Origin of the sequence: Phormidium yuhuli AB48, from assembly GCF_023983615.1 — a bacterium.
Classification (GTDB): domain Bacteria; phylum Cyanobacteriota; class Cyanobacteriia; order Cyanobacteriales; family Geitlerinemataceae; genus Sodalinema; species Sodalinema yuhuli.
Window position 1 is genome coordinate 3,049,668 of the sequence record NZ_CP098611.1, and the last position, 20,212, is coordinate 3,069,879.

Genomic DNA, 20,212 nt, shown 5'->3' on the forward strand with positions numbered 1-20,212 from the left:
AGCTACAATTTCCCTCACTCAGACGGCTAAAGCTTAATCAATCAAATTCTAGGCGATTCCTAACCCCCTAGAAGAGTTGAGAATCCCTGTGACATCCCCAACAGAAGAAGAACAGGTTAGAATTTCATTGCGGCGATCGGCAACCCAACAGCAATGTAGCACGTCGTGTTAACGTGTTAGGGTTCCCCGCCCCGGATCTGTATCCCCGGTGCGTTGACCCATTGGGACACCCTCGACAACAGACCTGTGGGACACCAAGTGTGAGAGAGTATTGGACATGGCTGGACTGAATATTGCCCTAGCGGAAGAGGACACTCTGTTTAGCGGAACCGACGCCGACGATACCATCGTCGGTAGTGCCGGGAACCATACCATTTTTGGCTTAGCTGGCAACGATGTCATCGCAGGGGGGCCGGGAGATGATGTTCTGTTCGGTAACGAAGGGGATGATACCCTCTTCGGTGGCAGCGGTAATGATACCCTCTTCGGCGGTCCCGGGAACGACCTCCTCTCTGGAGATGGCGGCAATGATGTCATTTTCGGGGAGTCGGGACAAAACACCATCATCGGCGGCTCAGGCAATGACTCGCTCGTGGGTGGGAGTGGAGACGATATTATCCGAGGGACTGACGGCGATGACACCATTTTCGGCACTGGGGGGAATAACATTCTCGCTGGGGGTCCCGGTCAAGATGTCATTATTGGCGGCGGGGGCAGTGATACGATTTTTGGCGGACTGGGAGACGACCAACTTCGCGGCGGCAGTGGCAACGACCTAATCTATGGAGACCAGGGGAATAATCTTATTGCCGGCAATCGCGGTGACGATACCCTCGTTGGGGGTGATGGCGATGACACCATTTTTGGGGGACGAGGCAGTGACGTCATTGTGGGAGGTCCTGGCAATGATTACCTATCTGGGGATGACGGCAATGACACCATTTTTGGCAATGCTGGCAACGATACCATTGTTGGGGGGTCGGGGGCCAACGTCATTTTTGGGGGACGGGGCAGTGATTTGATTTTTGGTGGCGATGGCCGCAATACCATTTTTGGGGATGACGGCAATGACACCATTTTTGGCAATGCCGGTGACGATACCATTGCCGGCGGGGATGGTGACGATATTATCTATGGTGGACAAGGGGATGATGTCCTGTTTGGCAATCAAGGGGATGATACCCTCTTTGGCAATCGCGGTAATGATTTCTTAGCGGGCGGCCAGGGGAATGATTATCTGGTGGGAGGTTTAGGGAATAACACGCTCCATGGTGGGGCCGGGGCCGATAGTTTTGTTCTCATCGATAAACCGGGCTTTGACGTGATTCTTGACTTCAACAGTGCTGAAGAGGATCGCTTACTCCTGGGGGGACTGTTGACCTTTGAGGATATCGACATCCGCCAAGGAACGGGGCTGAATGTTAATGATGCCGTGATTACTCGGCGAGGCTCCGATTCCGTCATCGCCATTTTGCGAGGGGTTCCCATCGCGAACCTCACCGAGGCTGTCTTTGCCCCGGCGGTTGGTGACCTTCCTATTTTTGATGAGATTGACAATGGGAATGGACTCGATGATGATGACCCAGAGGAGACGGATCCTGATGCCAATTTAACCACAACGCCTCAACTGCGAGGGGCAGAGTTACTGGTGGCCAACAGGTCCGGAGTCATTGGCCAGGTGGCGGCCCTAGATGCAGCTGGCTTCAGTGTCATCGGTGTGGAAACAGATGGTGGTGACAGTCTTGAGGATGCTGTTACCATTGACGACCAGGGCAACATTACCCTAACCAGTACTGGGGTAAGTGCGTTTGATAATACCAGCACCTATTTAGACATCAGCATTGAGACGGATGCCGGGAACTCGGGTACGGTGCGGGTTTATGGTCGCATTGTTGATGCGTTAGAGGATCCCGAAATTGGCAATGCCCAGGATATTAGTGTCGGCAATGGTCAGGATACCATCCGCATTGCCCCGGGGACCTATGATGACCCCCTGCTGTTATCTGAGTCGGTGACCTTACGAGGGGCCAACGCGGGAACCCCAGGAGACGCGAACCGAGGGAATGAGTCGGAGATTACGGCAACGGTTCAGGTGAATGCTAATGGGGTAACCCTTGATGGGTTGAGGTTCACCGAAGGGGTGAATGGAGACAATACCGGTAACAATCTGCGCATTCTCAACAATGTATTTGAAGAAGTGGGACTCTCAGTTCGTCCCGGGGAAATCCGCAGTGGCACTCAAATTCGCAATAATCAGTTTAATGCCATTGAGGTCTTTGGCATCAGTTTAAGCAATTTAAGCGATGCTCGGGTAACGGGGAATGGGGTCAATGTTGTGGGGACAGAGGCTAATAGTGATGGGATTGTGGCCGATTTATTAATTGGCAGTACAATTTCTGATAACAGGCTCAATGTTGCAGCTGGGGGCGGATCGGGTATTCAACTCTCAGGGACGGGGGATGCGGGTAATCCTCTAGAGGATATTACGCTCTCGGGTAATACGATTATGGGAGAGTCAGGGGCTGGTCGAGGACGCACGGATGGGGGAATTACCCTACGGACGGGCAATTTCCAAAACTTGCTGATTCGGGAAAATACGGTGAGTGGCTTTAGTGGCGATAATCTCACTGGGTCATTATTGTTAACCGCTGGGACGCAGATTCCGGATCCGGATCAGGTTCAGTTGTTAGATAATGTGTTTGCGGCAGATTCTCCAGGCTTCTCAGTCTATGTTGCGGCAGCAACCAGTGATATCCCAAGTTTACGAGTGGGGGATAACTTCTCGGCACCGGAAACTCCCCTGGTGGTGGGAAATGTGGCGGCGCTAGAAAATACGGAGTTTTTGTTTAGTTAGGTGAGTTCACAAATGTGGCTTCGGGTTGCTAGCAATTTAGCAGATACGTTCTCTGGGAGTTGGCAGACTGATCCAGAGGAACTAAACAATTGGTGTACAGTAGGAGTTGTCTTTTTAAGCCATGGTTGTTTTGACTCCTTCCCCAATGATGGATGATACTTTTAGCCAGCAACACCCATTGCGTATACTTTTGGCGGAAGATAATCTCGTCAATCAGAAGGTGCTGTTGCGGTTGTTGAAACGGTTAGGATATGAGGCTGATGTGGCAAATAATGGTCTAGAGGCGGTGGAGGCAGTTCGCCACAGGGTCTATGATGTCATCCTGATGGATATTCAAATGCCTAAGATGGATGGGATTAAGGCGACGGAACGAATTTTTGAGGAATGGTCTCCCCCGGAACGTCCTCAGGTGATTGCGGTGACGGCTAATGTCCTCCCGGAGTATGAGGAGGCCTGTGAGGCGGTGGGGATGATAGGGTTTGTCACCAAGCCGGTGAGTCTGAAAACGATATCTGAGGCGTTGAGTAGTTGTCAGATGACGCGACGGCAGACGGTGGAATAAACTTAAGGGGATGTTCCTGGGGTTGACCGTTCTTTTGACCTTATCTGCGCCACCGTCGAGTTACCGGCAACTACTGCCCTATTTACGTCCTCATCGCCGCACCATTACCGCTGCGATCGCCTGTACGTTAGGATTTACTCTCTTTTGGCCCCTCCTCGGCTGGCTGGCGGGACGGGTGGCTGAATATATTGGGGAGGGCAATGTAGAAGGAATTGCCCGGTTGGCGGCTTGGAGTGCCTTGATTTTTTTGTTGCGCGGGCTGGTTCAATATGGCCAGGATGCGTTAATGGCTAGGGCGGCGTTCGCTACGGCGTTTGATGTCCGCTGTCAAACTTACGCCCATTTACAACGCCTGAGTCTGGATTATTTTGCCACGGCTAAAACTGGAGACCTCTCCTATCGCCTCACGGAGGATGTCGATCGCATTGGGGAAGTGGTGAATAAGGTGTTTCACCAGTTTCTGCCCAGTGTCTTGCAATTGCTGGTGGTTCTGGGCTATATGGTTTGGCTGAATTGGCAGTTAACCCTGGCGACGTTTGTGATTGCCCCGGTGATGGCGGGGTTGATTGGCTGGTTTGGCGATCGCCTCTTGCAGGTGTCCCGTCGCAGTCAACAGCAAATCTCGAATTTAGCGGCCCTCTTGACGGAACTGTTTGCGGGAATGCGTTTGGTTCAGGGATTTGCGGCGGAAGATTTTGCCAATTATCGCTTTTCCCAGGCGGCGGATCTCAATCGACGCACGAAATACAGGGCGGAACAACTGAAGGCCCTTCAGTTTGTGGTGGTGGGATTCCTCGAAGCGATGAGTGTGCTGTTGCTGTTCTTTCTCGGGGCCTGGCAAATCTCCCAAGGAAATCTCACGGGAGGCGGCTTTGTCAGTTATATTGCGGCGGTGGCCATGTTGATTGACCCCATTTCCTTGGTCACCAGTAATTACAATGAGTTTAAACAGGGGGAAGCGTCTGTCGATCGCATCTTTGAGTTACTCACGCTTCAGCCTTCGGTTCAGGAGGCCCCTGGGGCGATCGCCCTACCCCCGCTGACGGGCAAAGTAGAGTTTTCGGGGGTCTGTTTTGCCTATGAGTCTGCCACCGGTGACCGGCCTAAGACCCCCAAATGGGTCTTAGATCAGCTCAATTTACGGATTTTCCCCGGGGAAACCATTGCCCTGGTGGGGGCGTCGGGGGCGGGCAAATCCACCCTCGTCAATCTCATTCCTCGCTTCTATCAACCCCAACGGGGTCAAATTCTCTTGGATGGGGTGGATGTGAGTCAGGTGACGCTCAAGAGTTTACGCCGACAAATTGGCATTGTGCCTCAAGATACGGTCTTGTTTGCCGGGACGGTGGCCCAGAATATCGCCTTTGGCCAGGAGGAGTTTGATATTCAGCAGGTGATGGAGGCGGCCCAGGTGGCCAATGCCCATGAGTTTATCTCGGCCCTGCCCAATGGCTATTTTACCCTCTTGGGAGAACGGGGGGTGACCCTCTCAGGTGGACAACGGCAACGGTTGGCGATCGCCCGGGCCGTGTTACTCAATCCCACTATCCTGATTTTAGATGAGGCCACCTCCGCCCTGGACTCCGAATCTGAAGCCTTAGTGCAAGAAGCCTTAGAACGGATTACCTGCGATCGCACCGTGTTAATTATCGCCCACCGCCTCGCCACCGTCCGCCGGGCCGATCGCATCCTTGTCATGGAACGGGGACAATTGATTGAGTCAGGAACCCACCCCGAACTCCTAGCCGCCAATGGCCGTTACGCCCAATTCTATGCCCAACAGTTCCATTGAGCGGTCTGGTCTCAGGCCCCTATCGCTCCCCAGGACCAATCCTCTGCCCAAAAAATTGAGCAAAGGGGTTGACATTTCCCGATAGATTTGCCATGATGGTAATCACGCAAACGCAAGTGAGCGTCCTGCGGGTGTAGCTCAGTGGTAGAGCGTCACCTTGCCAAGGTGAATGTCGCGCGTTCGAATCGCGTCACCCGCTTTTAAACCGCTTCGACGAAATCCCCCCAACTCCCCAAAGTTGGGGGGATTTTTTGCCATCATCCCGGCTAACGATTGAGAAACTGACTGGCGAGACTAATCGCATTACTTACATTCATTCCCCCATCCCCAGAGAGGAAGTCCATCAAAACGGGGTTAGTGCCAGATTTGGCGTCCTTACAGGAATTGCCGGATTTGAGCAAATTCAGGACCAGGGGCACTAAAACCGGCAGCAGGGCCTGAATTTGACTGGCATTGACCCCCGTTTTTTGGCTAGCTTCCGAGACCACCTCCTGCTGTTGTTGGGGAGAGAGTAAGGCTTGAACCGCTTGCAGGTTGGGATTATTACCCCCAAACTGTTCAATGAGAGTTTGGACGGTTCCCGTTCCTTCCTTGTCGCATTTAGACTTGAGGCTAGACTGAACCTGTTTCCCCACCAACGACAGCAGAACCTGACTGGTGTTGGCGTTAAGTCCCTGACTGCTACCACTTTGCTGAAGGGTACTAACAATACTGGTCACCTGGCCCACATTGGCTTGTAAATTGGGGTCGTTAAAAGCACTGGAAATTTTTTCAAAAATAGACATTGATTCTTGGGTAAGCTGGAACCTTCCGATTGTAACTTAGCGGACTCAGGGCCAGGGATGAGATGGCTCAGGGCCGCTGTCCAGACTCATCTATGGCACAGTAGAGGATAGATACCCTCAGCATCTCACCGGGCCTCCCCATGACTCATTCCACCGACTCTCGGCCAACAGACAATCTGAAGTATGACCGCCGCATTGTCAATCGCCTCCACCGTGTCAGTTACATTCTCGATAATTCCATTCCTATTCCGGGGACTGGCTATCGCATTGGGATTAACCCAATTTTGGGGTTAGTGCCGGTTTGGGGGGATGTCGCTGGGGCGATTTTGTCGGGGTATATTATCTTAAATGCGGTGAAGTTGGGGGTGTCTCGGAAGGTTCTGCTCACCATGATTTATAACATTTTGGCGGAAACGATTATTGGGGTGATTCCGGTTCTGGGAAACATTTTTGATGCGACTTGGAAGGGGAATATCCGCAATATGCGGTTATTGGAGGGGTATATTGGCAGTCCGAGTCCGGGTCGGACGGTGAGTCTGAAATTTGTGCTGTTGGTGGTGTTTGGGGGGGTCCTGCTGTTGCTGCTGGGATTGCTGCTGATGGTGCTTTTGTTGGGATGGTTGATGGGTCGTGTTTGGGGGTGAGGGGAGGGGGAACCACGGAGTCACAGAGGACACGGAGTTAGAGGAGGAGAGAGAGATGATTTGGGGTTTAGATTCGTCGAAAATTTTGTCTTTGGCTGAGTTTTTGGAGTTACCTGAGACAGAACCGGCTTGTGAGTATATTGATGGGAAGATTTATCAGAAAGAGATGCCCCAGGGGAAAGGTAGTAAGCTACAAATTGAGTTGGCATCTACTATCAATGAACGGGGTAAGTTTGCAAAATTAGCTTATGCGTTTCCGGAGTTGAGGGTGACGATTGGTGGGCGTTCTCTTGTTCCTGATATTTCGGTGTTTAATTGGTCTCGTATTCCTGTAGATGAGCGGGGAGAGGTGGAGAATCAGATTAAAATTGCCCCCGATTGGCTGATTGAAATTCTCTCTCCTGGACAAAATCAGACTCGGGTGATGGATAAAATTATCTTTTGCCTCAATCAAGGTACGGAACTGGGTTGGTGTATCGATCCGCAAGAACGGTTAATTATGGTCTTTCGGGGCGATCGCCTCCCCAGTGTTAAGGCGGAGTCGGAGATTGTGCCGGTGTTAAGCTGTTTCGGCAGTTGGGAGATTTCTGTGAACCAAGTGTTTGAGTTGTTGATGTTTTGAGACTGGGGAAGAGCGAAAAAAACCCTCCCCTGAGTTGAGGAGAGGGATGATTCAGTAAAAACTGAAAAACTGTGGTGTTAAAGCGTTAACTTACGCGGTCACCGTGGCTTCTTGGAAATTGGGGATGGAGTTGCGGAGGCGATCGCCATACAGGGCCAAGGCATTTCCACCGAGAAGGGCCGCTAAGTGGTCGCGATCGTAGTCCGCCACCGTCGCGGCATCGCGGACACAGTTGGGAAGGACACCATCCCAGTGACCATAGTCCCCAGAGAAACAAGCCACTCGTTTACCCACGTCACCCATGGCTTGGGCAAGATAGGCCGGACCGGGGTCGTCAGACTCAAAGGTGACAAAGATTTGTCCCCGTTCAAAATACTCCATCGGGTCGCGATGACGTAAATCGTAGTGTTCGTAGAGACTGGCGTCGTCGATGTTGCGGGGGTCTTTCTCCTTAGTCCACAACATATCAAACAGGTTTTTCACCTGGCTGAAGATGTTGACGCTGTTCCCCCGTTCTTTAATCATCAGTTCGGTGACTTCTTTGAGAGAGGGTTGGTAGGGGTTTTTGGGGTCGAAGTCACGAATCCGTTTTTCCCAGTGTTCGTGGAAGGAGTGGGAGAGGTCGGGAAGCCAACCACAACCGCCTTCGACGAAGCCAATGCGCAGGGTGGGGAATTTCTCAAACGCACCATCAAACACCATCCGCGCCATGGCCATTTGTTGCTGGTTGCGCTGGACGAAGATGTGGTTGAGGACGAAGGTTTCCATGTGATCGGCGATTCCACCGACCATGTCAGAACCGGGCCCACCATGTAAGCCGAGGGCGATGTCGAGATCGACGGCGGCTTCAAAGAGGGGGTAGAAGTCCGGGTGGCTGATATGTTTGCAGGTGCGCACTTCGGGGAACGCATTGGGGGCCGCTGGATGGGGAATGGGGATGTTGGGAGAGGTGGCCACCCCAACCATACCCAGTTCGTTGACGCAGCGATACATTTCTTTGACCGCTTCATCCACGTCTTGCAGGGGAACGACGCCGATGGGTTTGAGGCGATCGCCCCATTTACGGCAATCTTCGGCCATGTAGTCGTTGTAGGCTTTGCACAAGGCGACAGCTAGGTCTTTGTCGAAGATGCTGGAGAAGGTGAGGTTAAAGGTTCCGTAAATGACGTGAACGTCAACCCCTTCTTGGTCCATGTCTTCGATGCGGCGGCTGTTAAACAAGGCGCCGAGGGTGGTTTCCGGGTGCAGGGTGCGGAAGCCGCCTTTACCAAATCCTTCGGGTTTGGGGAAAATCCGGGGTAAGTCGGTGGTTCCGGTGACGGGGTTGTAGTCCATCACTCGGGCCCGCTGGTCGCCGAGGCGATCGACAATCATGCCAATGCGGTTACGATAGGCGGGATCCACATAGTCCCGGAAAATCATCGGATTCTCGACTTTGTGTGCGTCGGCATCGATGACTAAAAGTCCGTCATACATAGGTTGTTCTGTCCAGTGACAATGCAATGAATGAAAATAAATGCTGGCTCTTTGGCTCTGGCGATAAGATAAAGCCTGGTTTTGCCAAAAGCTTATCTGAAGATAGCGAACTTTTGAGCAGATAACAAGGTTTCGATATTTACATCGCTTTTGCTCAGAATTGGGCTGAGTTTAGTCTTCGGTTTGTGCCATCTTTTGGATTGGCACAGGATTAGCGGGGTCTGGGTTCGGGTCAGGGCTTAAACGGGAGTGCGATCGCCCTTCATCAAAAGCCGCCGCAAGCCAAACCAACGTTCAAAAGACCAGGAAAAGGAGGCAAGAATGGTCACCCCAGGATACTTAAAAAAGGCGGGATGATTTTTCTCAAATACTGCATGACCTCCCCAAGCGGAAATCTGGCTAATCACCAGAAAAATGAGACTAATTTTAGGGTTAATGAACAGCAAAACAATGGCAGATAAGGCTAAAAAGTTGGTGACATGGTGCAACCCTTGATTGATGGGGTGCTGATGACTGGCCACAAAGTGGTCTTTGGCCTCTTGTAAAATACTCATGGGATAGAACTCCGTAAACAAATCGGGGCTAGATTTTGACTACCATAGCACCGATTACCACCATTGCAATTCCAGATAGCCCCGTTGAGGAACTTGACGTTCCTCTTCACTTAGCCAATCCACTTTTTTGTAGGTTCCAAAGACGTAATCCCACCAATCCACGGCTAAACCGAAGTTATGATGCCACATTTGATATTTATGGTGGACATAGTGAACGGGCATGGGCATCCAGAAGCACTTGCTGGGATTCTCATGTTGCAACTGGTGGGCGTAGGCGGAAAAAAGGGCATAGGCTAAGGCCCCCATCAGCCAGCCTAACCCCACCTCTAGGGAAATGGCGAAGGGCAACACCATGGCAATGGCTGCCCCTTTAACGTAATCGCGAAACTCCCATAACACCCCTTGTCCTTCATTGCGGCGGTGATGATCTCGGTGACGTTCCCCAAAGCGGGGGGAATGGTGCATCAGGCGATGAACCCAATACTCTACAAAGCTCGAAAAGATAAATGCCAAAAGGCCAACGGCGATCGCAGTCCACATACACAACTCCTCTATTTTGTCAAGACCACTTTAGTCAGAATTTTGTTAATCGCTTAATCGGTAATCAGTGAACAACTTTAATCCTTAACCCAGGTTGGTCTTCTGTCAAGAGGCCAGGTTCTCAACTGTCCACTGAATTGGGAGAGAATCTTCTCTAACCCCTGATGTTACCAAGGATTGCCGATATTGGTGAACGCTGACCAATAGTAGGGATGGGAGACATCCAAGCGCTCAACCCGATCCGGTAGGGGAGACCCCACCAGAGTTCCGGGGGGCAGATTATCACTCAAGGGGGGCGGGGTAAAATCTAAGTCACCCCGCAGGGCCGCCAATTGGCTACGACGGAGGGCCACGGCAGGAGTGGGAGCAGTTTTGAGTTGCTCGTAAAACTCACTCATCAGTAGGAGAGTTCCCAAATCACTGACGGCCCAAAGACTGGCTAACACCGTGGGAATGCCCGATTGAACCGCTAAGCCAGCAAAGCCCAATTCTGCCTGCAAATCCCCCCGTGCTGTCGAACAGGCACTTAAGACTAACAACTCCACTGGGGAATCTTGCCAGTCCAACTCCCGTAGCTGGGTTAGGGAGAGTCGCTGATCCCAAAACTGAAGATAGGAGGCGTCAGCATCTCCCGGTTGAAACTGGGCATGGGTGGCGAGGTGGATAATGGTGTAATCCTGTTGTTGACGTTGTTCTTGTAAATTGCTGAGGGTAAAGCCTTCATTGAGAAAACTTTGGCCCCGCCATAGGCGAGGCACAATTGAGGCTAATTCCAGAGGAACGGCTGGGAGGGGGGCGGCATCCTGAAATTCAGACGCACCCATGGCTAGAACTTGGGCATTTCGCAGCGATCTCGAGCCGCTATCCATGAGGAGATATCCGGGAATCTGAGCCAAACTATAGCGTTCAATTAAAAACCTCTCGCCGTCATGGAGGGCGGCCATGGGTAGGGTTCGCAATCCTTCTCCCAGGGAGAAAATCAGATGTTCAATGCCCTCACTCTCCAGATGCTCGTTTAGGGGCGAGATGAGCCACTCATGGAGTTGTTGGGCCACCTGACGATAGGCGGTGCTGCGTCGCCGTCGGGGATTGGTGAGTTCATTTTCAAACTCGGCAACGGTTTCTAGGAGTTCTTCTTGAGTGACGGCCACCTGCTCTTGAAATGCCAGTCCGTTGGAGGTGGCTAAAATCAGTTCTAATTCCTCTTCATGGGGGATGGCGTAGAGAATGGCGGAGGTTTGACGATTGGCCAGGGATTGTTGGGCCAGAGTGTTAATCATCTCCTCAAACTCGGGGCTGCGATCGCTCAAGGGAACCCCGAAATACTCGGAATATTGCTCTTCCCAGCTAAGCTCCAGATTTTGCCAACGCTCAATTAAAGCCTCAACGTCCCCGGCTAACGTTTTTGGGGCCGCCAGGGTTAAGCTCAGCAGGGTTAAGGCACTAATGGCAGGGCCGTGTAGGGATTTTAATATCATCGATTCTTAACAAATAGGGGAATCGTCCCCATGTTAGCCATTTTGATTTAGACCTGACCGGCGACAACCAACGGTAAGGTTTGACTGAGGGTCCAGGCATCAACTCCCAAGACCCCCCGTTGCTGTTGCGCCCGTAATGCCCCTTGAGCGTGCCACCAGACGGCGCTATGGACTAGAGGAGCGATCGCCCGCTTCTGACAGGCTGCAATCGCCACCAACCCCGCCATAAGCCCTGTTAGGACATCCCCAGACCCCCCTCGGGCTAAGGCTGGGGTACTCTCGGGATTGATGGCCAGGGACCCATCGGGACGGGCAATGACTACCCGTGCGCCTTTGAGGACGACCAAGGCCCCTGATTGGCTGGCCGCCTGTTGGGCCGCCTCTGCGGGGTGAGGGGCAGATAGGTGGGGGAAGAGGCGACGAAACTCTCCTGGGTGGGGGGTGAGGATGAGAGGGGAAGACCGCCAAGGGGTGATGTTAGCCTCTCCCCCTTGCCAATTTGAATCGGCAGCGAGGAGGTTGAGTCCATCGGCATCGAGGACTAAGGGGCTGTCTATCTGGAGGGTTTGCTCTAATAGGGTTGGCGTCTGTTGGGTTAAACCGGGTCCGAGGGCGATCGCATCATAGCGGTTGAGGTCGCAGTCGCGGGGCAATTGGGCGATCGCACCCTGGGGGGTTTCGGGACAGGCCAGAACCAGGGCCTCAGGAACTTGCTGATTCAACAACGGTTGTAGAGACTCGGGAACCGCCAGAGTTAACATCCCCACACCACTAGCCCGAGCGCCCAACGCTGCTAAACTGGCAGCCCCGCCATATTGACGGGACCCAGCGATGAGCAACAGTTGTCCCTGTTGATACTTATGAGTAAACTGAGGACGAGGCAGAGGCAGGGCGCTGCGGGCGCTCTCTGGGGTGATGCGTTGCCATTGGGGAACCGGCCCCAACACCGCCGCCACATCCGCCCAAGGAATATCAAAATCGAGCCGTTGCACCTCTCCCAAGACATCTAAGGCGGCATCCTGAAAGAGTCCCCGTTTCCAAAGTCCTAAACAGAGGGTGACATCCGCTTGAAATGCGACCCCCAACACCTCCCCCGTATCCGTGTGAATCCCCGAGGGAATATCAATACTGAGCCGTTGCTGGGGCTGTTGATTGACCCAGGTGAGGAGGTCGGCGAGTTTCCCCTCAATGGGGCGAGTTTGTCCAAAGCCAAATAGACCATCAACAATGACCTGACAGTCTTGCAAGTCCTGCCACCTGTCTAGGATGGGAATCCCCAGGGACGTGGCATAATCAAAATGGGCTTGGGTGAGGGGTTTGGCCTTGTCTAAGGGGCGATAGATAGAGATGGGATAGCCCTGAAACCATAATTCTCGGGCCACCACCAGGGCATCGCCGCCATTGTGACCGGGACCCACTAACACCCCCAGATGAGGCGGGTTGGGGGTCTGTTGGCTGAGCCAGTGCTGAATCCATTGGGCGATGCGTCCGGCGACTTTTTCCATTAACGCCGCCACGGGGAAGCCCGCGTCAAAGAGGCGAGTTTCAATGGCGCTCATTTCCGCCGCACTGACGATGATGCGATCGAGGTCTAACTCGACAGACATAACTCCCGGTCTCCTGAATCCTGGCTTCAGGAGTATTGTAGGCGAGGATTTCACCGATTGGAGGAGTGATAGCTACGCAAGCGTTGACCGTGGGCGGAGGTTAGGGGTAGGGATTGAATATATTTCTCCACGATCTGCATGACATCGGCGGCCCGAGGGGGTTTACTGAGAAAGTCTGAGGCCCCGGAGAGATTAGCTCGGACGCGCTCCATGGTTCCATCACTTTGACTGAGGATGACAATAGGAGTGGCCTGAAAGACGGAGGTTTTGCGCAGAAAGCTGCAAAAGTCGCAGCCGTGAATTAAGGGCATATTCAGATCCAGAAAAATAAGTTCCGGTTGTTCTTTGAGTAACAGGGGTAGGTCTTGTAAAGGATTTTGAATAAACATGAGCCGGAAGCCCCGAGGCTCAATAATTTTGCGCAAGTATTCTCCAGCGGTGGGGCTATCGTCAATATAAGCAATGGTGCGACGAGGCGGGGCAACCGCAGCGGCTACCATTTGCATCTGTTCAAAGGGGGAGGGCAAATCATCCACTTGGCGCAATTGTAGGGTTCCCTGTTCTACGAAGTGGTGCAGGGTTCGGGTTAGGTTGCTGAGCGATCGCCGTTGGCGTTGGGCGATGTCCCAAAGGGTATATTGACCGTTAAAGAGGGTTCGGGCGGAACTTGAGGTTAGGGAGAGATCGCGATCGGCGGTTTTACCCGTCCAGAGGGGGGCTTGGTCGGGGCAAATGTAGGTTAACCCCATCCCCTGCCATTGCTGCCAGAGATCTTGCACTGAGGTCAACAGCCGTTGAAATTCTTTAGGGGATAGGGCCAGGCGAGATTCATGGGGGGCGTTGGGTCTGGAGTCCGTCCATTTGCAGATGAGATCTTTGGGGGTTAGGGTAGCAAAGAGCACTTCGGCGGCGATCGCCCCTAACACAGCTTTCCCCGTTGAGAGTTCCAGGGATTGATTGGAAACGGCACGATGGAGCAGTTGATACTCCCATAATCCTTTGGGCGTTGCACCCCGAACATCCAATCGCCAATGGGGACAGTGACGCTTTAAGGCTCGTTGCCAACGACGAACCCGATGTTGTCCTCCCCAAGCGAAGAGAAATCGACCCTGGAGAAAGTAGTAGTGCCACTGCTCCCCCCGTACGGTAATGCTCAGTTTTCCTGTTTTAGCCGATGTATGAATTGTGGCAAACGCCCTGAGGAGGGTATTGACACCGGGTAGATGGCAGACCATGATGGCAAGATTTGAGTGGTAGCTAGCTTTATTGTAGTCCCGTAGAATTACGAATTCCTATCCGTAATTTCCCGGAGATTTCCCGATTCCCCTAAGACCCGGGCTGGGGAACCGGTCTCAAATCGACAAAAACAGCCCATTTAAGTGGTTTCTGGGGTGCTTTGAGGGGCAGTTTCAGAGAAGCTAGGGGCTAAACCCCGGCGACGTCATCCGCCTCTCTAGAGTTCCTGGGTGATCCGCAGATCTGGCCCGCTCTCAAGGGTATGCTAGAACGTAAGGGGCAGGTTGGGGAACATCGGTCAACTAGCCCTAGATCTAGTAGCGTCGAGTCTCAATCCCATGATTGTCTAGGCGGTGGTAACAAGGAATCAGAGCATCATGGTCTATTCTGGCGAACGATTAAATCCTAATCAAGAACAGGAGTGGTGGGTTCAGCAATGGTTGGATCTACTGCAAAAATATCGCTTTAAAAAGCGTCTGGAGCGGGGGCGAAACTATGCGCGACAAGGCAATGTTTTAGGCATTGAGTTTCGGGACAAAAAAGTCTTAGCAAAGGTACAGGGAAGCGAAGATCAACCCTATGAACTTTCGATTTGGCTTGATGCGTTTAGTGACGAAGATTGGCAATATGTTGTCGATACTTTGTCGGAACAGGCCCTGCATTCGGCTAAGTTGTTAGCCGGAGAAATGCCCACCAACATTGAAGATGTCTTTGCCGCCAATGGATTGCGGTTATTTCCCTTTAGTTTGCAGGAGGTGCGATCGCGCTGTTCCTGTCCCGATAAAGCCAATCCCTGTAAACATATTATTGCCGTCTATCATTTACTGGGCGATCGCTTTGGTGAAGATCCGTTTTTACTCTTTCAACTGCGCGGTCGCAGCAAGGAGGAGATTATCGCTGCACTCCGGGAACGCCGCGCTGACTTAGCTGAGGCTCTGCCATCAGACTCCCCAGAGACCCCTAACACCCCGGCCACCTCAGAAGACTCAACCCAAGGATCTCCCCTAAGGGTGGAAGACTTTTGGACCTATGATGACCCCCTAGACCCCTCCTTAGTGGTCATCACTCCCCCACCCACTCAGGAAACAGTGTTAGATGTACTCGGACCGATTCCTCTGTTAGCTCAAACAGGGAATAGTTCCTTGGCCCAAACCGCTGCCTTAGAACAAGTCCGAGCCTATTTTCAACAGGTTTATCAAACCGTCAGTCAGGAGGCGATCGCCCAAGCCATGGCAACTCCGGAAACGGATTAGGCTTCGGGCCATTCCAACTCCCCCTTACCAGGGATTGCCGACTAAGCTAAACGCAGACCAAAAGTAAGGATGACTAAAGTCTCGGTCAGGGATTTGTGCGGCCAATTCAGGGGGCAGGGAGACGGTCAACTCAGGGGTAATGAGTTGACTGTCTTCAACCCGAACCTCGCCATTTAAGAGGGAAATTTGGGCCTGGCGGAGGGCTTCTGAACGGGTCGGCTGTTCACGAAGTTGCCGGTAAAACTCCGTCATTAAACCCAAGGTGCCATCGTCACTGACGTACCATAAACTCCCCAGGGCTGTCTTGGCCCCTGAGGCCACCGCCAATCCCGCAAAGCCTAACTCCGCTTCAGTGCTACCGACAGCAGTTCGACAGGCACTCAGAACCAATAACTCCACGGGGGGGCGGTTGAGATTGAGGCGGCTCATTTCCAGGAGGCTCAGGCGTTCACCCCAGAGTTGGATATAGGAGTTACTGGCATCTCCATCGACAAACTCGCCATGGGTTGCTAGGTGAATGATGCCAAAGGGAGTTTGTTGTCGTTGTCGCCGTAGGTTCTCAACGGTAAACTCCTCGTTGAGAAAGTTTACTCCTGGCCAAAGTTGTTCGCTAATCGTTTGCAGTTCCGTTGAAACCGCCGGGAGAGGGCTAAGAGCTGGATTAAAGGGAAAGATTGAGGCTCCCATGGCTAAAACTTGGGTGTTTTGCAGATTGCCCCGGCGGGTATCCGTGAGGCTCAAACTGGGGATTAAACCGAGGTTATAGCGTTCGATGAGGAACTGTTCCCCATCATGAAGAACCCCTAGGGGGAGAGTTCGCAGGCCCACGTCAGAGATGAAGGTGAGGTTGGTAATTTCCCGTTCCTCCAAGGTCGTTTCTAGGGGACGAATTAGGAGGTCATAGAGTTGTTGCGACCAGGCCAGATAGCGATCGCTGCGGCGCAGACGGGGATTCGTGAGGTTGGACCGTAACTCAAAGGCGGCCTCCATAACCTGCGCTCGCGTGGCCCCATCCACCACCACTCGAACCGGATCCCCTGCACCGGTTACCACGAGCATTTCTAAGCCATCACTGAGGGGATCGTCATCAATTTTTAATACCCCAGAGCTAGCTTGTTTCTGAGGGGTGGGGTTAAGACTCAGTTGGACATTAGAGACAAACTGAATATAGATAAGGGCCGGTCGTTCTCCAGTCTCCTCTTCAATCTCAGATAACAGGGCCCGGCTGTCATCTAAACTGACCGTCGGTGTCGCATCAAGATCAAGAAACTGGACAAAGTCGTCGGTATAGCGAATTTCCGAGTCCAGACTCGACTCTAAGACCATCAGCGAGTCAGGGTCTGGGCCGGGAATCCGTTGTAAACGTTCAATATCCTCCGCCACTTCAGGGTCTCCAGGCTGTGGGACGGGGTCCGGGGCTTCCGGGGAGATGACGGTAATGGCCCCCTGACTAAAAACCCCTGGACTAGAGGTGAAGGGAGGATCCAGGCGATCGCCCCCAGCGGTCAAACTGCCGGATGTACCGCTGGTTGTAGGGTTACCCACCTCAAAGGGAACGCCAAACTCGGTCATTTCTACCTGAATACGTCCCCCCTCGGAGGTCGCAACGGAGATATCCTCCTCAATAATCAGACCCGAAGCTACAGCCCCAGGAACCCGCAGCCGTGATTGACTCAGGGAAAGGCTTCCCCCACCGGCGGTTCCGCGACCATCCAGGGAGAGGATCTCGGTCTGGCCACCAGCCATCGTGGTGATATTGCCCCCGGTTCCTCCTAAGCCTTCACTGTCAAGGTTCCCGGTGCTGATGTTTTCTGCTGCGTTGAGGCGAATCTCGCCACCATTAACCCCGGTGGCGATAATGTCCTCGGTTTGAATGGAACCTGAGGCACTGTCGAGGCGAATTGCTCCACCTCCGGACAAGAGGATTTGACTGTTAATATCCCCTTGGGCTTGTAAATCTATAGACCCTCCCCCTGGGGAGGTGTTAATACTGCCGCTGCTAAGGCTACCCCCAGCTTCAATGACGACCTCGGCTGGGGTGTCTGGGCTGGCTGGCGTTAGGGTCAGGTTCCCCAGGCTGACATTACCGGATTGAATGCGAGGGACATCCCCCGAGGTATCTAAAATACCTTCGCCGCCATCAGCTTCTCCTCCTGTGAGTAGGCCGGGAATATCAGTAGAGCGATCCGGATGAGCGGAGAGGTCAAGACTGAGAACAAATCCCGGTTGGCTAATCCGTAGGTTAGCTTCTGCGGGGATAGCATGGATTAACAGTTGTCCGGCGGTGAGATTGCCGGCATTGACCTCTCCCCCAAGCAGGGCTAGGGTTTCAGGAACTTGTAAGGGTGCCAGACTGGTAATGGCTCCACCGCCGTTGAATCGAAAGCCACTGGGGTCTCCGGTTAGGGCTTGATAGTCAGGAGTATTGATGAGGTCAAAGATGCCACCGTTGAAGGTGACGGCGCTGGCGGAGGTAACCAAAAATGAGGCTGGGAGATCGAGTTGGGCGTTGGGCCCAAAGAGAATCCCGGCCGGGTTCAGAAGATAGAGATTGGCGCGACTTCCCGTTAGTTGTAGCAGTCCGTCAATTTGGGAAGCGTCACCGCCAATGCGTCCAAGAACATTCCGGATTTCGGGAGAGGTGAGAAAGTTGGCAGTTTCACCACTGTTGAGATCGAAGCGGTCAAAGCTATGAAAGAGATTTTGACCATCTCCTGAGAGGCTCCCCCCATCGATGTCGAAGCGATCGCCCTCGGGGATAACTTGAGTTCCGGTTCCATCATTGCTAGGAATCAGGGTTTGGGCCTGGGCTTGATTCAGGCTAAGGCTGAGTCCCAGGACGGTTGTGGTTAGGAGGGGGGCATACCAGCGTTGGGCTGACATAAAGCAAGAACGAGTCACCACGGGTCAATTCACCTCTGGGTTAGGGGGAGCGATGGGTGCAAACAACTGAGTCCAAACCCATTAACGACCTAATCATAACGGGTGGATACCCGTTAACGGTCAAGGGGTTAATGGCGGGCTTCCTGGCGGTCAATCCAGGGAACCGTTCTCAGCCACTGCCAAATTCCTGTGCGCCGCCGAGTGTTGACGCCTTGACTATGGCGTGCAACCACAGTTTCTAGGTCTTGGCTGGAGAAGTCATAGCCTAGGCCTTGAGCAATGTTGAGAAACTGCTCAGGGCTTTCACTCTTGGTGAAAGCATTGCGTAGGTCAGGCTCATGTAGGACATCTTTTAAGAACTGTTCAGCATTTTCAATAGACATGGTATTCAATGGACCTCCTCATTGGGTGTTCTTAGGGCAAACCTAGGCACCCTGATGGCGATGTGCCTCTAATTTTGCCACTCTCGTGGGGAGGATGAGGCATCGTAACCTCCAGTGCGCATGAGACGTTCGAGTTCTCCGGGATCGGGAGAAATTCCCTGGGCATCTTCAATGGTAATGCGTCCATCGAGGATTTCACGATATAGGGCTTGATTGAGGACTTGCATCCCTTCAATTTGCTCGGTTTTCATCAGATGGAAGGCTTCGTCTTCTTCACCCCGGATGAGGTAGTCCTTCATCGTGGGTGTGTTGATGAGAATGTCGTGAACGGCAACCCGTTGGCGATCGGTGGTGGGGAGCAATTGCTGGGCAACGACGGCCACGAGGGATTCAACCAATTGAATGCGGATGACATGTTGCTCGTCGGGGGGGTAGAGGTTGACGAGACGGTTCACGGAGTCGATGGCGTTACGGGTATGGAGGGTTCCCATGACGAGGTGTCCGGTTTGGGCCGCTTGCAGGGCGGTGTTGATGGTGGTGCGATCGCGCATTTCGCCCACTAGAATGACATCGGGGTCTTCCCGCAAGACGGCTCGCAGGGCCTGGTGAAACTCTAGGGTATGTAACCCCACTTCCCGTTGGCTAATCAGGCATTTTTTGGAGGTATGTACAAATTCAATAGGGTCTTCGATGGTGACGATGTGTTTGTGGAAGTTGTTATTGAGGTGATCGATGGCGGCGGCCATGGTGGTGGATTTCCCGGAACCGGTGGGCCCGGTAATCAGGATTAGACCCTGGGGAGCTTGAACGATTTTTTTGATGACTTGGGGAAGTCGTAGGTTATCAATGCTAGGAATATCTAGGCTAATCAGCCGCAAGACCATGGCTCCACCGGAGAGGGAGTCAAAACAGTTGACCCGACAACGCACTACGTTTGGGTAAAAGATGGCGGTGTCGAGTTCTTTTTCTTGCCGAAATTTTTTTCGTTGTGATTCTGAGATGATTTCCTGAAGATACTGGTCAAAAATGTCGCTGGTGGTGAGCATTTCTTGACTCATTTCAATCATTTCTCCCCGGATACGGATGCGAGGTTTATGACCGACGCGGATGTGGATGTCTGAGGCTTTTTTCTCAAGGGCTGTGACCACCAGTTTCTCTACTGAGGTGTCAAAGCTTGGCGGTTTGGCCGGATTGGCAACTCGACGCTGGGGGGGTGGGGGTAGCGGTTGTCGATGATTGCCAGATTTGGCGGCTGGAGGTTTTCCGGATGGGGTTGGATTGACGGATTTATCTACCATGAGGGTTTATAGAGAGTTAATTTTAGGGTTGATACGTCTTCGCTCTGAGCCGGTTCTTAGGGCATCAGAGGACGTGATGGGATTTTAAAAATACGCAAGGTTATTAATCATTCACTTCTCCATTTTACTGATGCTGGAGAGTGATCGGGTGGTGTACACTGAGGAACAGGCCCATCCCCAGGGAGAATTGCCAGTTCCTAGAACTGGGGCGGTGTGATGGCCTCAGGGCTAAGTTGGTCTTTCAT

General features: G+C 52.8%; 16 protein-coding genes and 1 tRNA gene. 7 read left to right on the forward strand and 10 right to left on the reverse strand.

The features are described 5' to 3' along the window. The first annotated feature begins 277 nt into the window (after window positions 1-277). From NEA10_RS13050 to NEA10_RS13065, 4 genes are all read left to right on the forward strand, one after another. Window positions 278-2,854 carry a calcium-binding protein gene (locus NEA10_RS13050; RefSeq protein ID WP_309494158.1) on the forward strand — a complete coding sequence of 859 codons (2,577 nt, stop codon included), beginning with the start codon at window positions 278-280 and terminating at the stop codon, window positions 2,852-2,854. 145 nt (window positions 2,855-2,999) lie between these two features. Beyond that, window positions 3,000-3,416, forward strand: a complete 417-nt coding sequence (locus NEA10_RS13055; RefSeq protein ID WP_252660974.1) for a response regulator — start codon at window positions 3,000-3,002, stop codon at window positions 3,414-3,416. A 34-nt stretch (window positions 3,417-3,450) separates the two neighbouring features. Next, window positions 3,451-5,208 carry an ABC transporter ATP-binding protein gene (locus tag NEA10_RS13060; protein ID WP_252660976.1) on the forward strand — a complete coding sequence of 586 codons (1,758 nt, stop codon included), beginning with the start codon at window positions 3,451-3,453 and terminating at the stop codon, window positions 5,206-5,208. A gap of 127 nt (window positions 5,209-5,335) precedes the next feature. Continuing rightward, window positions 5,336-5,407, forward strand: a tRNA-Gly gene (locus NEA10_RS13065). 67 nt (window positions 5,408-5,474) lie between these two features. Here the strand turns inward: NEA10_RS13065 and NEA10_RS13070 are convergent. Further along, window positions 5,475-5,993, reverse strand: coding sequence for a hypothetical protein (locus NEA10_RS13070; RefSeq protein WP_252660978.1), 519 nt, complete (start codon window positions 5,991-5,993; stop codon window positions 5,475-5,477). 140 nt (window positions 5,994-6,133) lie between these two features. Here NEA10_RS13070 and NEA10_RS13075 point away from each other — a divergent pair, with 140 nt between their 5' ends. Both NEA10_RS13075 and NEA10_RS13080 read left to right on the forward strand, forming a co-directional pair. Next, window positions 6,134-6,637, forward strand: a complete 504-nt coding sequence (locus tag NEA10_RS13075; RefSeq protein ID WP_252660981.1) for a DUF4112 domain-containing protein — start codon at window positions 6,134-6,136, stop codon at window positions 6,635-6,637. A gap of 55 nt (window positions 6,638-6,692) precedes the next feature. Continuing rightward, complete coding sequence (locus NEA10_RS13080) at window positions 6,693-7,259, forward strand: Uma2 family endonuclease (protein ID WP_252660984.1); 567 nt, start codon at window positions 6,693-6,695, stop codon at window positions 7,257-7,259. A gap of 90 nt (window positions 7,260-7,349) precedes the next feature. Here the strand turns inward: NEA10_RS13080 and NEA10_RS13085 are convergent, their stop codons facing one another. The 6 genes from NEA10_RS13085 to NEA10_RS13110 form a co-directional block, all read right to left on the reverse strand. Next, complete coding sequence (locus NEA10_RS13085) at window positions 7,350-8,735, reverse strand: amidohydrolase family protein (protein WP_252660987.1); 1,386 nt, start codon at window positions 8,733-8,735, stop codon at window positions 7,350-7,352. Between the two features lie 239 nt (window positions 8,736-8,974). Beyond that, window positions 8,975-9,289 carry an Mpo1-like protein gene (locus NEA10_RS13090; RefSeq protein ID WP_252660989.1) on the reverse strand — a complete coding sequence of 105 codons (315 nt, stop codon included), beginning with the start codon at window positions 9,287-9,289 and terminating at the stop codon, window positions 8,975-8,977. 54 nt (window positions 9,290-9,343) lie between these two features. Then, window positions 9,344-9,829: a sterol desaturase family protein gene (locus NEA10_RS13095; protein ID WP_252660992.1), complete on the reverse strand. Its 486-nt coding sequence runs from the start codon at window positions 9,827-9,829 to the stop codon at window positions 9,344-9,346. Window positions 9,830-9,996: 167 nt separating this feature from the next. Continuing rightward, entirely contained in the window at window positions 9,997-11,307 is a 1,311-nt protein-coding gene (locus NEA10_RS13100) for a CHAT domain-containing protein (RefSeq protein WP_252660995.1), read from the reverse strand. A 47-nt stretch (window positions 11,308-11,354) separates the two neighbouring features. Beyond that, window positions 11,355-12,914, reverse strand: coding sequence for an NAD(P)H-hydrate dehydratase (locus tag NEA10_RS13105; RefSeq protein WP_252660997.1), 1,560 nt, complete (start codon window positions 12,912-12,914; stop codon window positions 11,355-11,357). A gap of 50 nt (window positions 12,915-12,964) precedes the next feature. Continuing rightward, the gene (locus NEA10_RS13110; RefSeq protein WP_252661000.1) at window positions 12,965-14,149 is read right to left on the reverse strand and encodes a response regulator; all 1,185 of its coding nucleotides are present in this window, start codon (window positions 14,147-14,149) and stop codon (window positions 12,965-12,967) included. A 378-nt stretch (window positions 14,150-14,527) separates the two neighbouring features. On the opposite strand from NEA10_RS13110, the gene NEA10_RS13115 reads away from it, so the two are divergent. Then, a complete protein-coding gene (locus NEA10_RS13115) occupies window positions 14,528-15,403 on the forward strand; it encodes an SWIM zinc finger family protein (protein ID WP_252661002.1) in 876 nt (291 codons plus the stop codon). 24 nt (window positions 15,404-15,427) lie between these two features. On the opposite strand, the gene NEA10_RS13120 is transcribed toward NEA10_RS13115, so the two are convergent. The 3 genes from NEA10_RS13120 to NEA10_RS13130 all read right to left on the reverse strand — a co-directional run bounded on the left by NEA10_RS13120 (window position 15,428) and on the right by NEA10_RS13130 (window position 19,967). Then, window positions 15,428-18,307 (reverse strand): CHAT domain-containing protein, encoded by a 2,880-nt coding sequence (locus tag NEA10_RS13120; protein ID WP_252661005.1) that lies wholly within the window; start codon window positions 18,305-18,307, stop codon window positions 15,428-15,430. 107 nt (window positions 18,308-18,414) lie between these two features. Then, complete coding sequence (locus NEA10_RS13125) at window positions 18,415-18,669, reverse strand: Nif11-like leader peptide family natural product precursor (RefSeq protein ID WP_252661007.1); 255 nt, start codon at window positions 18,667-18,669, stop codon at window positions 18,415-18,417. Between the two features lie 68 nt (window positions 18,670-18,737). After that, complete coding sequence (locus NEA10_RS13130; protein WP_252661009.1) at window positions 18,738-19,967, reverse strand: type IV pilus twitching motility protein PilT; 1,230 nt, start codon at window positions 19,965-19,967, stop codon at window positions 18,738-18,740. Window positions 19,968-20,212 lie beyond the last annotated feature (245 nt).

Coding starts and splice junctions, on each gene's coding strand:
- NEA10_RS13050 (WP_309494158.1), top strand. CDS start 278: ATGGCTGGACTGAATATTGCCCTAGCGGAAGAGGACACTCTGTTTAGC.
- NEA10_RS13055 (WP_252660974.1), top strand. CDS start 3,000: ATGATGGATGATACTTTTAGCCAGCAACACCCATTGCGTATACTTTTG.
- NEA10_RS13070 (WP_252660978.1), bottom strand. CDS start 5,993: ATGTCTATTTTTGAAAAAATTTCCAGTGCTTTTAACGACCCCAATTTA.
- NEA10_RS13075 (WP_252660981.1), top strand. CDS start 6,134: ATGACTCATTCCACCGACTCTCGGCCAACAGACAATCTGAAGTATGAC.
- NEA10_RS13080 (WP_252660984.1), top strand. CDS start 6,693: ATGATTTGGGGTTTAGATTCGTCGAAAATTTTGTCTTTGGCTGAGTTT.
- NEA10_RS13085 (WP_252660987.1), bottom strand. CDS start 8,735: ATGTATGACGGACTTTTAGTCATCGATGCCGACGCACACAAAGTCGAG.
- NEA10_RS13090 (WP_252660989.1), bottom strand. CDS start 9,289: ATGAGTATTTTACAAGAGGCCAAAGACCACTTTGTGGCCAGTCATCAG.
- NEA10_RS13095 (WP_252660992.1), bottom strand. CDS start 9,829: ATGTGGACTGCGATCGCCGTTGGCCTTTTGGCATTTATCTTTTCGAGC.
- NEA10_RS13100 (WP_252660995.1), bottom strand. CDS start 11,307: ATGATATTAAAATCCCTACACGGCCCTGCCATTAGTGCCTTAACCCTG.
- NEA10_RS13105 (WP_252660997.1), bottom strand. CDS start 12,914: ATGTCTGTCGAGTTAGACCTCGATCGCATCATCGTCAGTGCGGCGGAA.
- NEA10_RS13110 (WP_252661000.1), bottom strand. CDS start 14,149: ATGGTCTGCCATCTACCCGGTGTCAATACCCTCCTCAGGGCGTTTGCC.
- NEA10_RS13115 (WP_252661002.1), top strand. CDS start 14,528: ATGGTCTATTCTGGCGAACGATTAAATCCTAATCAAGAACAGGAGTGG.
- NEA10_RS13125 (WP_252661007.1), bottom strand. CDS start 18,669: ATGTCTATTGAAAATGCTGAACAGTTCTTAAAAGATGTCCTACATGAG.
- NEA10_RS13130 (WP_252661009.1), bottom strand. CDS start 19,967: ATGGTAGATAAATCCGTCAATCCAACCCCATCCGGAAAACCTCCAGCC.